General features: G+C 65.5%; 11 protein-coding genes. 6 read left to right on the forward strand and 5 right to left on the reverse strand.

The features are described from left to right. The 3 genes from rbbA to QRQ56_RS21110 form a co-directional block, all read right to left on the reverse strand. A complete protein-coding gene (rbbA, locus tag QRQ56_RS21100) occupies window positions 1-2,772 on the reverse strand; it encodes a ribosome-associated ATPase/putative transporter RbbA (protein ID WP_438742798.1) in 2,772 nt (923 codons plus the stop codon). After that, window positions 2,769-3,836 (reverse strand): HlyD family secretion protein, encoded by a 1,068-nt coding sequence (locus QRQ56_RS21105; protein WP_438742799.1) that lies wholly within the window; start codon window positions 3,834-3,836, stop codon window positions 2,769-2,771. The genes rbbA and QRQ56_RS21105 overlap by 4 nt, the downstream gene beginning before the upstream one ends. A 249-nt stretch (window positions 3,837-4,085) precedes the next feature. Next, window positions 4,086-5,291, reverse strand: a complete 1,206-nt coding sequence (locus tag QRQ56_RS21110) for an ABC transporter substrate-binding protein (RefSeq protein WP_438742800.1) — start codon at window positions 5,289-5,291, stop codon at window positions 4,086-4,088. A gap of 167 nt (window positions 5,292-5,458) precedes the next feature. Between QRQ56_RS21110 and QRQ56_RS21115 the strand changes: the two genes are divergently transcribed. From QRQ56_RS21115 to QRQ56_RS21125, 3 genes are all read left to right on the forward strand, one after another. Next, window positions 5,459-6,226: a FadR/GntR family transcriptional regulator gene (locus QRQ56_RS21115; protein ID WP_438742801.1), complete on the forward strand. Its 768-nt coding sequence runs from the start codon at window positions 5,459-5,461 to the stop codon at window positions 6,224-6,226. Between the two features lie 69 nt (window positions 6,227-6,295). After that, window positions 6,296-7,906, forward strand: a complete 1,611-nt coding sequence (locus tag QRQ56_RS21120; protein WP_438742802.1) for an acyl-CoA synthetase — start codon at window positions 6,296-6,298, stop codon at window positions 7,904-7,906. Between the two features lie 15 nt (window positions 7,907-7,921). Continuing rightward, entirely contained in the window at window positions 7,922-8,929 is a 1,008-nt protein-coding gene (locus tag QRQ56_RS21125; RefSeq protein ID WP_438742803.1) for a zinc-dependent alcohol dehydrogenase family protein, read from the forward strand. Here QRQ56_RS21125 and QRQ56_RS21130 read toward each other — a convergent pair. Beyond that, window positions 8,926-9,756: a helix-turn-helix transcriptional regulator gene (locus QRQ56_RS21130; RefSeq protein WP_438742804.1), complete on the reverse strand. Its 831-nt coding sequence runs from the start codon at window positions 9,754-9,756 to the stop codon at window positions 8,926-8,928. The genes QRQ56_RS21125 and QRQ56_RS21130 overlap by 4 nt on opposite strands. A gap of 401 nt (window positions 9,757-10,157) precedes the next feature. Here QRQ56_RS21130 and QRQ56_RS21135 point away from each other — a divergent pair, with 401 nt between their 5' ends. Then, window positions 10,158-11,009, forward strand: a complete 852-nt coding sequence (locus tag QRQ56_RS21135; RefSeq protein ID WP_438742805.1) for an outer membrane protein — start codon at window positions 10,158-10,160, stop codon at window positions 11,007-11,009. Between the two features lie 21 nt (window positions 11,010-11,030). On the opposite strand, the gene QRQ56_RS21140 is transcribed toward QRQ56_RS21135, so the two are convergent. Next, complete coding sequence (locus QRQ56_RS21140; RefSeq protein WP_438742806.1) at window positions 11,031-12,233, reverse strand: MFS transporter; 1,203 nt, start codon at window positions 12,231-12,233, stop codon at window positions 11,031-11,033. Between the two features lie 169 nt (window positions 12,234-12,402). Here QRQ56_RS21140 and QRQ56_RS21145 point away from each other — a divergent pair, with 169 nt between their 5' ends. Continuing rightward, the gene (locus tag QRQ56_RS21145; RefSeq protein ID WP_438742807.1) at window positions 12,403-13,206 is read left to right on the forward strand and encodes an MBL fold metallo-hydrolase; all 804 of its coding nucleotides are present in this window, start codon (window positions 12,403-12,405) and stop codon (window positions 13,204-13,206) included. A gap of 155 nt (window positions 13,207-13,361) precedes the next feature. Further along, window positions 13,362-14,378 (forward strand): alpha/beta fold hydrolase, encoded by a 1,017-nt coding sequence (locus tag QRQ56_RS21150; protein WP_438742808.1) that lies wholly within the window; start codon window positions 13,362-13,364, stop codon window positions 14,376-14,378. Window positions 14,379-14,383 lie beyond the last annotated feature (5 nt).

Consider the following 14,383-nt stretch of genomic DNA (forward strand, 5'->3'; position numbering starts at 1 on the left):
TCAGCGGGCCTGTTTCTTCAGCAGCATCGCGCCGGCAATCACCAGGACGGGAACCATGATGGCGAGCGCAAGGAGATCGTTGTGGAGGGTGTCGAACGCCAGGCCCTTGGAGAAGGTGCCGCGCGAGATCGTGACGAAATAGGTGGTGGGGTAGAGCCGGCCGATCAGCGCGCCCGCCCCCTGCAGCGATGAAACCGGGTCGATCAGCCCGGAATACTGGATCGCGGGAATCAGCGTGATCAGCACGGTGCCGAACAGGGCCGCGATCTGGCTGTTCATGAAGGCCGAGATCACCAGCCCCATGCCCGTCGTCGCCGTGACATACATCAGCGCGGCGAGCGCATAGGTCGGAAAGCTGCCGGTGAAGGGGACGCGGAAGACGGCGAGGGCGAAGCCGACGAGGAGGAGGAAGTTGCCGAACGCCAGCATGACATAGGGCAACTGCGTGCCGAGCAGGAATTCCAGCCGCGTCACCGGCGTCACGTAGAAATTGACGATCGAGCCGAGCTCCTTCTCGCGCACCACCGCGAGCGCGGCGAGCACGGCCGGGATCATCACCAGCAGCAGCGGGATGATGCCCGGCGCCATCGCGACGACACTGATGACATCGGGGTTGTAGCGGTAACGTAGCTGGAGCTGGTAGGAGCCGGCGACCGCCGCCTCGCCATAGAGCTCGCGGCCCTTCTGCGCGAGCCAGGTGGCGTGGATCGCCTGAGCATAGGAGCGCAGCGTCTCGGCCCGCGTCGGATTGGCGCCGTCGACCCAGGCACCGATCTCGACATGGCGGCCGCGGCTGACGTCACGGCCGAAGCCCGGCGGCAGCTCGATGGCGAGGCCGATCTCGCCGGCACGCATGCGGCGGTCGAGATCGGCATAGTCGACGATCGGAGACTTCTCGGTGAAGTAGCGCGAGCCCGCGATCTGGAGGCTGTAATCGCGGCTGATCGCGCTGTCGTCGCGGTCGAGCACGGCGAAGGTCAGGTTCTCGACGTCCATGCTGATGCCGTAGCCGAGCACGAACAGAAGCAGCACGCTGCCGAGAATCGCGAGCGTGGCGCGGATCGGATCGCGCCGCAGCTCGAGCGCCTCGCGCCGGGAATAGGCGAGCATCCGGGTCGGGTTGAACGTCATGCCGCGCTTGCGCGGTGCTGCCGCCGTCTCAGCCGGCATGGTCGGCGCGGGCGCCGGCTGGCCGGGTGCATCGGCGGTGTCGGCAATCGCCTCTTCCAGGCAGGCGATGAAGGCCTGCTCCAGCGTCGCGGTGCCGCGCGCCGCCACGATCGCCGCGGGCGTGTCCGACGTCAGCACCTTGCCCGCATGCATCAGCGAGATGCGGTCGCAACGCTCGGCCTCGTTCATGAAGTGGGTCGAGACGAAGATGGTGACGTTGTCCTTGCGGGACAGCTCGGCGAGGATCTGCCAGAAGCGGTCGCGGGCGACCGGATCGACGCCGGAGGTCGGCTCGTCGAGGATGAGGATGTCGGGCGCGTGGATCATCGCGACCGCCAGCGACAGCCGTTGGCGCAGCCCGAGCGGCAGCGCATCGGGCAGGGCATCGGCGACGTCGGCGAGATCGAACCGGCCGATCATCTCGGCGATGCGCGGGGCGATGGTCTCCGCCGGCAGCTCGAACAGGCGCGCATGCAGGTCGAGATTCTGCGCGACCGTGAGCTCCGAATAGAGCGAGAAGCCTTGCGACATATAGCCGATGCGCCGCCGCACCGACATGTCGCCGGCATCGATGGTGTTGCCGAACAGCCGCGCCGTGCCCTCGCTCACCGGCAGCAGGCCCGTGAGCATCTTCATGGTCGTGGTCTTGCCGCAGCCGTTCGAGCCGAGGAATCCGAAGATCTCGCCCTTCCTGATGCGGAAGCTGACGTCGTCGACGGCCACGAAGCCGTTGAACCGCCGGGTCAAATGATCGGCCTCGATCGCGACCTCGTCATGGTCCCCGCTCCTGGGCGGAATGACGACGTCGGCATGGTCGCCGCGATCGGCTTCGGGCAGGAGGCGGATGAAGGCCTCGTCGAGCGTAGCGGCGCCGGTCTGCCGCTTGAGCTCGGCGGGCGTTCCGGTCGCCAGCACGCGGCCGGCATTCATAGCAATCAAGAAGTCGAACTGAGCGGCCTCTTCCATATAGGCGGTCGAGACGATCACGCTCATGCCGGGCCGGCTGGCGCGGATCGAGGCGATCAATTCCCAGAACTGGCGACGCGACAAGGGATCGACGCCGGTGGTCGGCTCGTCCAGGATCAACAGCTCGGGATCGTGGATCAGCGCGCAGCACAGCCCGACCTTCTGCTTCATACCGCCGGAGAGTTTTGCCGCGGGCCGGTCGGCGAAGGGCGTGAGACCGGTGTCGCGCAGCAGGCCGGCGATCCGCCTGTTGCGTTCCGCCTTGTCGTGTCCGAACAGGCGGCCGAAGAAGTCGATGTTCTCGAACACCGACAGCGTCGGATACAGGTTCTTGCCGAGTCCTTGCGGCATGTAGGCGATGTCGGGGCATACGTTGCGGCGATGGCGCGAGCTCGCCATGTCGCCGCCGAGCACCTCGATCCGTCCCTGCTGGATCGCGCGGGCGCCTGCGATCAGCGATAGCAGGCTGGATTTTCCGACCCCGTCGGGGCCGATCAATCCGACCATGCAGCCGGACGGGAGGTCGAGCGTGATGGCATCGAGTGCGCGGGTCTTGCCGTAGCTCAGGCCCACGCCTTCGAGATGCACCACGCTGCCGCGCCCGGCAGGTCGCTCGGCTGCGGCCGTCGTGCTCATCTCGTCAGCTTGATGTTGAGATTGCCGGGCCATTGCGCGGCCGGATCGAGTTGCACATAGGCCATGCCGGGCAGCCCGGTCTTCACGTGCTCGATGTGCTGGCGCAGCAGGTCGGGCGCGATATGCGCCTTGATGCGGAACATCAGCTTCTGGCGTTCCTCCTCGGTCTCGACGGTCTTCGGCGTGAATTGCGCGACGTCGGCGACGAAGGTGGCCTTGGCGGGGATCACATATTGCGGGATGGCGTCGAGCACGAGGCGAACCTCGGCACCGATCGCGACGCGGCCGGCATCGGCGGTCGGCAGGAAGAACGTCATGTAGACGTCGCCGAGGTCCACCATGTTGAGGACGCGGCCGCCGGCGGCGAGCACCTCGCCGGGCTGCGACACCCGATACTGCACGCGGCCGTCACGCGGCGCCTTCAGCACGCTGTCGTTGAGGTCGGCATTGATGCTTTCGATCGCGGCCTTTGCGGCATCGACCGAAGCGCCGGCGTCGATCACCATAGCGCGTGCGGAACTGATCGCGGCCTCGGATGCCGCGACCTGGGCGTGGGACGCGGCGAGCGCCGCCTTCGCCGTGGCGTTGGCGGATCGGTCGTCGTCCAGGACCTGCTGCGACACCGCGCTCGTCTTGATCAATTGTTCGGAACGATCGAGCTTGCGGTTCGTGCTGTCGAGCTGGGCGACGCGCTGGTCGACCACGGCCTCGGCAGCCTTGCGCTCGGCCTCGCGCTGATTCACCAGGCTCTTTGCGGTCTCGACGTTGATGGACGCGCGCTGCAGCTGCGCGTCGGCCTGGCGCCGCTGTGCCTGCAATTGCTCGGTGTCCATGCGCGCCAGAACCTGGCCCGCGCGCACGAAGTCGCCTTCGCCAACCAGGATCTCGCGGATGCGGCCCGGTGTCTTGGTCGCGATGTCGATCTCGACCGCTTCGATGCGGCCATTGCCGCGGGCGAAGCCTGCCGGCAGCGTGTTGGTATCGCGATGCTGCCAGTAGTAATAGCCGCCACCTGCAAGGAGGACGGCGATCGCGGCGATGACGCGACCGAAAGTGAAGTTCATCTGTTCAAAACGCCGTGAGATGGCGCCCATTGTTGAGAGACGTAGGCCCGGCCCGCGAATTGTGCGGGGAGGGCGACCTCAACATTGCAGCCAAATTTTGCACCGCAACTTGATGCAGATCAGACGTCGGCGCGAAGCGTTTTTGCCCGATTTTTCGGCTGCGTGTCCTTGTCGCTCGTCCGCTCGGATTGAAAGAGCGGACGAGCCAGATGTGCTGAACGGATTACGATCGGCGAGATCCGGGCCGCCTCATTTCACCAGCGGGCAGCCGCCGTCCTTGAGAGGACGAAACGCCTGATCGGCGGGCACCTCGGCGAGCAGCTTGTAGTAATCCCACGGAGCCTTGGATTCGTCCGGCTTCTTCACCTGGAACAGGTACATGCTGTGCACCATGCGGCCGTCCTCGCGCAGCACGCCATGGTCGGTGAAGGCGTCCTTCACCGGCATCTCGCGCATCTTCGCCATCACCGTCTTGGTATCGCGGGTGCCGGCGGCCTGGACCGCCTTGAGGTAATGCAGCGTCGCGCTGTAGGTCGCGGCCTGGTTCATCGTCGGCATCCGTTTGACGCGCTCCATGAACCGCTTGCCGAAGGCGCGCGTCTTGTCGTTGAGGTCCCAGTAATAGGCCTCGGTGATGATCAGGCCCTGCGCGAGCTTGAGGCCGAGGCTGTGCACGTCGGAGATGAACATCACGATCGCCGCGAGATTCTGGCCGCCGGCGACGATGCCGAACTCGCCGGCCTGCTTGATCGCGTTGATGGTGTCGCCGCCGCCATTGGCGAGCCCGATAATCTTGGCCTTGGAGGCCTGCGCTTGCAGCAGGAAGGACGAGAAGTCCGAGGAGTTGAGCGGATGCTTGACGCTGCCGAGCACCTTGCCGCCGGCCGCCTTCACGACGTCGCTGGTGTCGCGCTCGACCGAATGGCCGAAGACGTAGTCGGCGGTGAGGAAGAACCAGCTGTCGCCGCCGTTCTTGACGATGGCGCTGCCGACGGTGTGGGCGTTGGCATAGGTGTCGTAGGTCCAGTGCGCGGTATAGGGCGAGCAGGACTTTCCGGTGATGTCGGAGCTCGCCGCGTCCGTCACGATCATGATCTTCTCATACTGCTTCGACAGCTCCATCACCGCGAGCGCGGTGGCCGAGGTCGGCAGATCGATGATCATGTCGACGCTCTCGGTCTCCCACCATTTGCGGGCGATGGTGGAGGCGACGTCGGGCTTGTTGAGCACGTCGGCCGCGACCATGTCGATCGGCTTACCGAACATCTGCCCGCCGAAATCCTCGATCGCCATCTTGGTGGCTTCGACGTTCCCCTGTCCGCCGATGTCGGAATAGACCGACGAGAAATCGGAGAGCACCCCGATCTTGAGCGGTGCCTGCTGAGCGGAGGCGGGGGTGATCAGGGCAGCCGACAGCAGGCCGGCCGCAGACACGAGGGCTGCGATAGGTCTCATGGATACGTTTCCTCTTAAAGCGGGGCTATTCTGTCCCTTTGTCCGACAAAGTTAGAGGCGGGTTCCAAAGGAGTCAATTTGTTGCGCATGCGGCATATCTGACGAGGTTTGACGCAGTTTCGAGCCGAGCCTATAATTTGTCGGACAATCGCCATTTGGGGGTGGATTTGCCTTTAGCGCCGCTGTTTCGCCCGATCGATGTCGCGCCGGCCTATCAGAAGGTCGCCGACGCGATCGAGCGCGAGATCGTCAATGGCCGGATCAAGCCCGGCGATCCCATCGGCACCGAGCACGATCTGGTCCGCCAGTTCGGGGTGAACCGCTCGACCATTCGCGAGGGCATCCGCGTGCTGGAGGAGGGCGGGCTGATCAGCCGCGATTCCTCGCGCCGCCTGCATGCCTGCCTGCCGCGCTACAGCAGGCTCGCAAGCCGTCTCAGCCGCGCGCTGGTCCTGCACGAGGTCACCTTCCGCGAACTCTACGAGGCGTCGATGACCCTGGAGGTCGCCAGCATCGAAGGCGCCGTGGAGCGCGCCAGCGAGGAGAATGTCGCGGAGCTCACGGACAATCTCGCCCGCAGCGAGGCCGTGGTCGGCGATCCCGCGAGGCTGGCCGAATGCGACGCCGAATTCCACGTGCTGGTCGCCAAGGCCTCGCAGAACCGTGTGCTCCAGCTCGCGCGCGAGCCGGCGGCACAATTGTTCTATCCGACCACCGAGATGATCGTGACCGGCGTGACTGAAGGCGGTCCGCGCCTGGTTGAGGCGCATCGCCATCTCATCGACGCGATCCATCGCCGCGACCGCGAGGCCGGTGTGCTGTGGACGCGCCGGCATTTGCAGGACTGGCGGCGCGGCTTCGAGAAGATCGCCTCGCTCGATCGCTCGGTCGAGCACATGTACATGGAGCACGCGCAGGCGGCCCGGCGCAGGTAGCGCTGCACGACAAGACGCAAGATTTCAGCCAGAAAATCCAAACAATAAAGACATCCTACGGAGGGACACATGACCGAGACCGCAGCCACCATCGCCAAGGCCCGCGAGCATTCCATCGGCGATCTCTTGCGCCGCTCGGCGGGCCGCGAGCCGGACAAGCTTGCGGTGAGCTGCGGCAATGTGAGCTGGAATTTTGCCGAGATGGACGCGATCTGCAACCGGCTCGGGCGCGGCCTGCTCGGTCTCGGCGTCAGCAAGGGCGATCGTATCGCCGTGCTTTCGCGCAACTCGCACGCCTTCGCCGCGCTGCGCTTCGCGGCGGCGCGGATCGGCGCGGTGCTGGTGCCGATCAACTTCATGCTCAATCCCGACGAAATCAATTTCATCCTGAAGAGCTCCGGCGCGAAGCTGCTCGCGGCCGGGCCCGATTTCGTCGAGCCGGCAAAGGCCGCAAGCGCGAAAGATTGTGCGGTCGAGAAGATGATCTGGCTGCCGGGCGAGGATCCCGCCACGGTGCCGGCGGGGCTCACCACGTTCGACGATCTGCTTCATGCCGACGGCGCGTATCTGGACGCCTCGGTCGACAGCCGCGATCTCGCGCAGATCGTCTACACCTCAGGCACGGAATCCCTCCCCAAGGGCGCGATGCTGACCCATGAAGCGGTGATGTGGCAGTATGTCAGCTGCATCATCGATGGCGGCATGAGCGTGGACGACAAGTTCCTGCACGCGTTGCCGCTCTATCACTGCGCGCAGCTCGACGTGTTCCTGGGGCCGCAGGTTTATCTCGGCGCCTCCGGCGTGATCACGGGCAAGCCGACCGCCGACAACATCCTGGCGCTGATCCAGGCCCACAAGATCACCTCCTTCTTCGCCCCGCCGACGATCTGGATCGCGATGCTGCGCTCGCCGAACTTCGACAAGACCGATCTGTCGACGCTTGAAAAGGGGTACTACGGTGCCTCGATCATGCCGGTGGAAGTGTTGCTCGAGCTTCAGCGCCGGCTGCCGAATGTCAAATTCTGGAACTTCTACGGCCAGACCGAGATCGCGCCGCTCGCCACCGTGCTGCGGCCGGCGGACCAGCTCCGCAAGGCCGGCTCGGCCGGCAAGCCCGTGCTCAATGTCGAGACGCGCGTGGTCAATACGGCGATGGAGGACGTTAAGGTCGGCGAAGTCGGCGAGATCGTGCACCGGTCGCCGCATCTCTTGTCCGGCTATTACAACGATTCCGTCAAGACCGCGGCGGCGTTCGCGGGCGGCTGGTTTCACTCGGGCGATCTCGCCACCGTCGACGAGGAGGGTCACATCACCGTGGTCGATCGCGTCAAGGACATGATCAAGACCGGCGGCGAGAATGTCGCGAGCCGCGAGGTCGAGGAGATGGTCTATCGCATCCCCGCCGTGTCGGAGGTTGCCGTCGTCGGCCTGCCCGATCCGCGCTGGATCGAGGCGGTCACCGCCATCGTCGTCGTGAAGAGCGGCGAGAAGCTCGACGAAGACTCCGTCATCAAGCATTGCGCCGGCCAGATGGCGCATTTCAAGGTGCCCAAGCGCGTCATCTTCGTGGACGCGCTGCCGAAGAATCCGAGCGGCAAGCTGCTCAAGCGCGAGCTGCGCCAGCGCTTCGTCGGCGGCGAGACGCTGGATAAGGCCGTGCAGAAGAGCTTCGGCACCTGAGAGGGAGCGCTGCCCATGAAAGCCTGGCAGGTCGCGCGCGACTGGTCGATCGACGGGATGGAGCTGACTGACCTGCCGGAGCCCGTGCCCGGGCCGGGTCAGGTGGCGGTGCGGATGAAGGCAGCGTCGCTCAACTATCGCGATCTGCTGACCGTCCAGGGCAAGGGGGGCGTCACCCGATTGCCGCTGATCCCGTTCTCGGACGGCGCGGGCGAGGTCATAGCCGTCGGCGAGGGCGTCACGCGCGTCGCGGCCGGTGACCGCGTCTGCCCGATGTTCTTCCAGTCCTGGATCGACGGACAGGTTTCTGCGGCGAGCCGCCGCTACGCGCTCGGCGGTACGCGGCCCGGCGTGCTGCAGGAGGTGATGGTGCTCGACGCCGAGGGCGTCAGCCGCATCCCCCCGCATCTGTCGTTCAGGGAGGCCGCGACGCTGCCTTGCGCCGGGCTCACCGCCTGGCGCGCGCTGTTCGAGGAGGCGCGGGTGAAGCCCGGCGATACCGTGCTGGTGCAAGGCACCGGCGGTGTCTCGATCTTCGCGCTGCAATTCGCAAAGCTCGCCGGTGCGAGCGTGATCGTGACGTCGTCGAGCGACGAGAAGCTCGAACGCGCCAGGACGCTCGGCGCGGACCACACCATCAATTATCGTTCGGTGCCGGAGTGGGGCAAGGCCGCGGCGGAGTGGACCGGCGGAGGCGTCGATCACGTCGTCGAGGTCGGGGGCAAGGATACCTTCGCCCAATCGCTCGAGGCCGCGCGCGTCGGCGGCACGATCCTGGTGATCGGCGTTCTCACGGGCTTCTCGCAGCAGATCGCGATTCCGAGCCTGTTCGCCAAGAACCTTCATGTCATCGGGCTCTCTGTCGGAAGCCGCCGCATGTTCGAGGGCATGACCGCGGCGGTCGAGCGCAACGGCATGAAGCCGGTGATCGATCGCGTGTGCAGCTTCGATGACGTGCCGGATGCGCTGCGCCTGATGCAACAGGGCGGTCATTTCGGCAAGATCGTCGTCGACTTCCCTTAGCTCGTCTCGCCGGAAAGCCTCCTGACGTCGTCCGGCGTCTGGCCGAAGCGGCGGCGAAAGGCGCGGTGGAAGTAGGAGACGTCGTGGAATCCCGCAAGATGCGCGATCTCGATGATCTTGCGAAGGCGCATGGCGGGATTTCGCAGCAGCCGGTCGGCGCGGAGCAACCGTTGCTCCAGCACGAAGCCGCTATAGGTGATGCCGGCCTGCTCGAACAGCAACTGAACGGTGCGCGGGCTGATCCGGTGAGCGGCCGACAGGCCGGTCAGCGACAGCGCGGGGCTGTCGAGCCGGGCGAGGATGTCCGACTTGAGGGTTTCGAGGCGTGCCGCAGCAAGCCCCCGCGCGCGAGCTTCCTCCGCAACATCGCCGCGGGCTCCGATCATCAGCACGGCGAGGTCGAACAAATGCTGCGAGACCGCGTCCAGCTCCGCGGGCGCGAGCTTGTCGGCATAGACATGCGCGAGGTCGTAGTATCGGAGGAACATTGCCGTAATCGGATTGGCACCGGGGATCGACCGGGCAATCAGGTCCTCGGCATTCGGGCACACGCGCAGCAGCGCCTTGCGCGGCAGCAGCGCGGTCTGGAAATTGCCGTGCCCGATCTGGGTGATCTGGGCGCCCTTGATCGAGGGATCGCCGATCGTGACGTCGCCCGCGGCAACCTCCAGCGAACGATGTCCCATGGCTCCGCTGAGCGCCGAATTGGGCGACGTCGTAATCACCAATTCGTCGTTCGTCCCCAATGACACGAAGGACATCGGCGAGCCGAAGGAAGCCGAGAGCCTGAGACGGGGAAGGATCGCCGGCGCAATGGTCCGGTGCACGCGCCCGTCTCCCACCGGCACGAAATCGACGTTCGCCACCTGACGGCAGAACTGCTCGCGCCATCTTTCATAGGCCAGGCCATTTGGGTCGCCATCGAATGAGAGCTGAGGCTGGATCATTGACAGTGAAGTACGCTGGTTGGCGATTTCCGGCAGGTTGTATCGTCGGCTCCATGCGCCGCAACGGCAAAAGCGCGGGATTGCGTGATAAGCCACTCGCGATGGCGTGCTGCGACCGCGACCTGGTGCCGCAGCCCGGTGTGCCCGGATCGCAACAGGCTCCGTCTTTGCCGCCGTCTTTCACGTGAGTCCATTCGGCGCTTCGCTCCCCGCCACGAACACGGATCGCTTCCTGCCTATCGTCGTCGGCGAACGATCGACCGATTGGAAGGGAGTGAGCAATGACACCTCGTGCGCGCGATTGGCTGCCGGCTCTGCTGGCGCTTGGCCTCGGTGCCCTTGGCGCCGTCGATGCAACGGCCGCCGACATCGCGCTGAAGGCGCCGCCCGCGCCGTTGCCGGCCGGCTTCAGTTGGACGGGCTTCTATGCGGGCGTCCACGCCGGTTACGGCACCGGCGACGGCAACGCGGCGCGGGTCGATCCCGCTGCGCTGCTGCCGCTGTTTCCCGGCGTGAACAATCTCACCTCGACGGCATCGCCGCCGTTCACGCTGGGCGTCGGCCAATCGGGTTGGCTGGGCGGTCTTCAGGCCGGTTACAACTGGCAGAGCGGGCATCTCGTCGCCGGTGTCGAAGCGGACATCAGCGCGGCCGGGATCGGCGGGCGGGCATCGGGCTCCTATGCGTTTCGTCCCGTCTTTCTGGTCGGCGATTTCGACAATTACACCGGCACCGTGACGGTGACCCAGGACATCGACTATCTCGGCACGCTGCGCGGCCGCCTTGGTTACGCCAGCAACAACTGGCTGCTCTACGCGACGGGCGGTCTCGCCTGGGCGCATGTCAAGGCGAGCCTCGACAGCAGCCATGTCAGGTTGACCAACAACTTCCCGATCCCCGGACTTCCGGGTGCGCTGAACGGGCATGCCTCCGCAAGCAATTACAATATCGGCTATGCGGTCGGCGGCGGCAGCGAGTGGGCGTTCGCGCCGCATTGGTCGCTCAAAGCGGAATATCTGTATCTCAACCTCGGCCGCCAGCTGGCCCTGTCCATTCCCGCGACCAGCATGTCGGCGAGCGACATCGAGCTCCACACCTTCAGGATCGGCCTGAACCGGCAATTCGCGCCCTGACCTCCGCGCAGGCGGTGAAGCTCAGTATTTCTTCACCGCCGCGCCGAACGCCATCCACAACGCGATCGAGGCGAGGCCGAAGCCGCCGAGGAGCAGGAAGGTCGGCCCGTAGCCGATCCATTGTGCGATCCAGCCGCCGAGCGCGGGACTGAGGCTGGCGCCGACGCCCTGTACCGTGATCACGGCGCCCTGGCCGAGGTTGATGCGGCCCGAGCCGTTGAGCGCGCGCGCGACCATGCCGGGAACGGCGACCGTCTGCAGTCCGGTGCCGATGCCGTCGAGCACCTGCATCGGTACCACGCCCCACCATCCCGTGACGAAGAAGGCGAGCACGCCGCGGATGGGCAGGAACATGAACGAGATCAGGATGATCGGCCAGTAATTGCGCTTGCTCGCGGCCTTCATCGCGATCAGCGAGGTCACGACCATCACGCCCTGTGCGATCACCACGGTGGTTGCGACGAAGCTCGGGCCGTTGGCCTGTCCCTCGGCGACCGCCGCGAGACTATAGAGCGGAACGATCGCGGCATTGCCGAGATGGAACAGAGCGAGGGCCAGCGCCAGCACCAGCAGCGCCCGGTGCTTGAGCAGCATGGTGAACGCATCCGGGGCGCTGTCGGGGTCATCTTCCTTGCAGCCGCGCGAGGCGCGGTCGTCGATCGCCTTGGCGGGGATCATCAGCACGCAGGCGATCGCGATGGCGCCGAACACGGCCGCGAGCACGAAGACAGCGAAATAGCCGAACTTATAGCCGAGATAGCCCGACAAGGCCGCGCCGACCATGTTGCCGGCGTGGTTGTAGGCCTGGTTGCGGCCGTTGAGTGCGTTGAAGCCCTTCTGTTTGGCGATGCCGAGCGTGATGCCGGTGACCGCAGGCACAATGGCGGCGCTCGCCAGCGATTGCGCGACCTGCGAGAACGTCACTGCCCAGAAGTTTTGCGAGATCAGGATGATGGCGGAGGCGAGAACGACGCAGACGCCGGGAATGATGACCCACATCCGCTTGTTGTGGCTGGAGTCGATGAATCCGCCGATCGGCGTCGTCACCAGCATGCCCGCGACATTGCCGATCGTCATTGCGGTGCCGATCAGTCCGGTCGCCCAGCCCCGCTCCTGAAGGAAGACGCCGACAAACGGCCCGATGCCCGACTGCATGTCGGCCATGAAGAAGTTGAGCGCGAACAGAGGCCAGATACGGGTCGGGGAGGGAGGCCGCGAAGTCATCGATACCTAAACATTGCCGTTCGTGCGCCGTGATCCTCTTGGCCATTCGTTCTGGCGTTGAACGTAACGGGCGCTCGCCGCGTTGGTTCCTGCCGGCCCTGCGCTCATCGACCTTGCTGGATGCGCGTTCCAAATGCCATCCTGCGAACCTCCCGATGGAGCTTTGCTGATGCCTCTCTGGACCTGCGAAACCTGCGGCGCGCAATTCCCGAACGGCGGAAATTCGCCCGCCGCCTGCGTGATCTGCGAGGACGAGCGGCAGTTCGTGAACTGGAACGGGCAGAGCTTTGTCACGCGCGAGGCGCTCATGCAGGGACACCGGCTGGTGGGACGCGACGATCTTGGTCTCACCGGCATCGGTCTGGAGCCGAGTTTCGCCATCGGGCAGCGCGCGTTGCTGGTGCCTCAAGGCGATGGCTGCGTGATGTGGGATTGCATTCCGCTCGCAACCGACGATGCGATTCAATACGTCGCCGCCCTCGGCGGGCTGAAGGCGATCGCGATCTCGCATCCGCACTATTACGGCGCGGTCGCCGACTGGAGCGACGCCTTCGGCGGCATACCGGTGAATCTGCATGCCGACGATCGGGCCTTCGTCACACGGCCGCATCCCTCGATCGTGCACTGGACCGGCGAGAGCTTGCGCATCTCCGACGATGTGCTGCTGTTGCGTACCGGGGGGCACTTCGCCGGCGCCACCATGCTGCACTCGGCACGCAGTGCGGAGGGCCGGGGCGCTCTGCTGACTGGCGACATCGCGCAGGTGACGATGGACCGCCGCTTCGTCAGCTTCATGTACTCCTATCCGAACTACATGCCGCTCAACGCAGCCGCGGTGCGGCGGATTGCTGCCGCCGTCGAACCGCTCGCCTTCGATCGCATCTATGGCGCCTGGTGGGGCCGCAACATTGCTAAAGGCGCCAAGGCGGCCTTCGCGGCGTCAGTGGAGCGCTACATCGCGGCCATCGCCTGACGGGCGATGAAACGGATTTGTCTTGCCGGCCCTTAATAACTGTACTATAAGTACAGTTATTAAATCAGCTGCAACGATGCAGCTGCGGGCCCGGCACGATCGATGCATCGTGGAAGCTGCGGCCCGCTGCGGCCGCGTGAGCGGGAGTTGGAGACATGACGGCGTTGCGCGATGGCGAGATCTTCGAGGCCGGCGATGTCACGCTCCAGTCCGGGGCCGTGTTTCCCTCGCTGAAGCTCGTCTACAAGACCTACGGCGCGCTGAATCCTGCCAGGGACAATGTCATCCTCTACCCGACCTCGTTCAGCGCGCAGCACACCGACACCGAATGGCTGATCGGGCCCGACGGCGTGCTCGACCCCTCGCGCTATTTCATCGTCATTCCGAACCTGCTGGGCAACGGCCTGTCATCTTCGCCGTCCAACACGGCTGTGCCGTATCCCGAGGTGACCTATCACGATGCGGTCGCGGTCCAGCACCGGCTCCTCGCCGAGCGTTTCGGCATCTCGAAGCTGGCCCTGGTCTATGGCTGGTCGATGGGCGGCATGCAGGCCTATCACTGGGCGGCGCTGCATCCCGACATGGTCGAGCGGGCCGCCGTGGTCTGCGGCAGCGCGCGTTGCGCACCCTATAACTACGTCTTCCTCGAAAGCGTGAAGGCCGCGCTCACCGCCGATCCCGCCTTCCGCGACGGACGCTTCACCGAAAAGCCCGTCGCAGGCTATCGCGCCATGGGGCGCGTCTATGCCGGCTGGGCGATGTCGCACGGCTTCTATCGTGACGAGCTTTGGCGCGAAGCGGGTTTCACTTCGCTGGAGGATTATCTCGTCCGCATTTGGGACACGACGTTCGCGCGGCGCGACGCCAATGATCTGCTGGCGCAGGTCGGCATCTGGCAGCGGGGCGACATCAGCCGCTGTGAGGCATTCGGTGGCGATCTCGGGCGCGCGCTGGCAGCGATCAAGGCGCACATGCTGCTGATGCCGGGCGCGACGGATCGCTATTTCGACGCGCGCGACAATGAGGGCGAGCTCGGCCGGCTCGTGAACGCCAAATCCGCCGTGCTGCATCCGATCCCGTCCCTGCACGGCCATCGCGCCGGCAATCCCGTTGGCAATCCGCGCGACCAGGCCTTCCTCAAGGCCGAGGTCGCTGCGCTTCTCGCGAAGTAAGGCAG

It is taken from the genome of Bradyrhizobium sp. U531 (assembly GCF_051710265.1).
Classification (GTDB): Bacteria; Pseudomonadota; Alphaproteobacteria; order Rhizobiales; family Xanthobacteraceae; genus Bradyrhizobium.

Excerpts from the sequence above, each read along its gene's own strand:
- rbbA (WP_438742798.1), bottom strand. The coding sequence starts at position 2,772 with ATGAGCACGACGGCCGCAGCCGAGCGACCTGCCGGGCGCGGCAGCGTG.
- QRQ56_RS21105 (WP_438742799.1), bottom strand. The coding sequence starts at position 3,836 with ATGAACTTCACTTTCGGTCGCGTCATCGCCGCGATCGCCGTCCTCCTT.
- QRQ56_RS21110 (WP_438742800.1), bottom strand. The coding sequence starts at position 5,291 with ATGAGACCTATCGCAGCCCTCGTGTCTGCGGCCGGCCTGCTGTCGGCT.
- QRQ56_RS21120 (WP_438742802.1), top strand. The coding sequence starts at position 6,296 with ATGACCGAGACCGCAGCCACCATCGCCAAGGCCCGCGAGCATTCCATC.
- QRQ56_RS21125 (WP_438742803.1), top strand. The coding sequence starts at position 7,922 with ATGAAAGCCTGGCAGGTCGCGCGCGACTGGTCGATCGACGGGATGGAG.
- QRQ56_RS21135 (WP_438742805.1), top strand. The coding sequence starts at position 10,158 with ATGACACCTCGTGCGCGCGATTGGCTGCCGGCTCTGCTGGCGCTTGGC.
- QRQ56_RS21140 (WP_438742806.1), bottom strand. The coding sequence starts at position 12,233 with ATGACTTCGCGGCCTCCCTCCCCGACCCGTATCTGGCCTCTGTTCGCG.
- QRQ56_RS21145 (WP_438742807.1), top strand. The coding sequence starts at position 12,403 with ATGCCTCTCTGGACCTGCGAAACCTGCGGCGCGCAATTCCCGAACGGC.
- QRQ56_RS21150 (WP_438742808.1), top strand. The coding sequence starts at position 13,362 with ATGACGGCGTTGCGCGATGGCGAGATCTTCGAGGCCGGCGATGTCACG.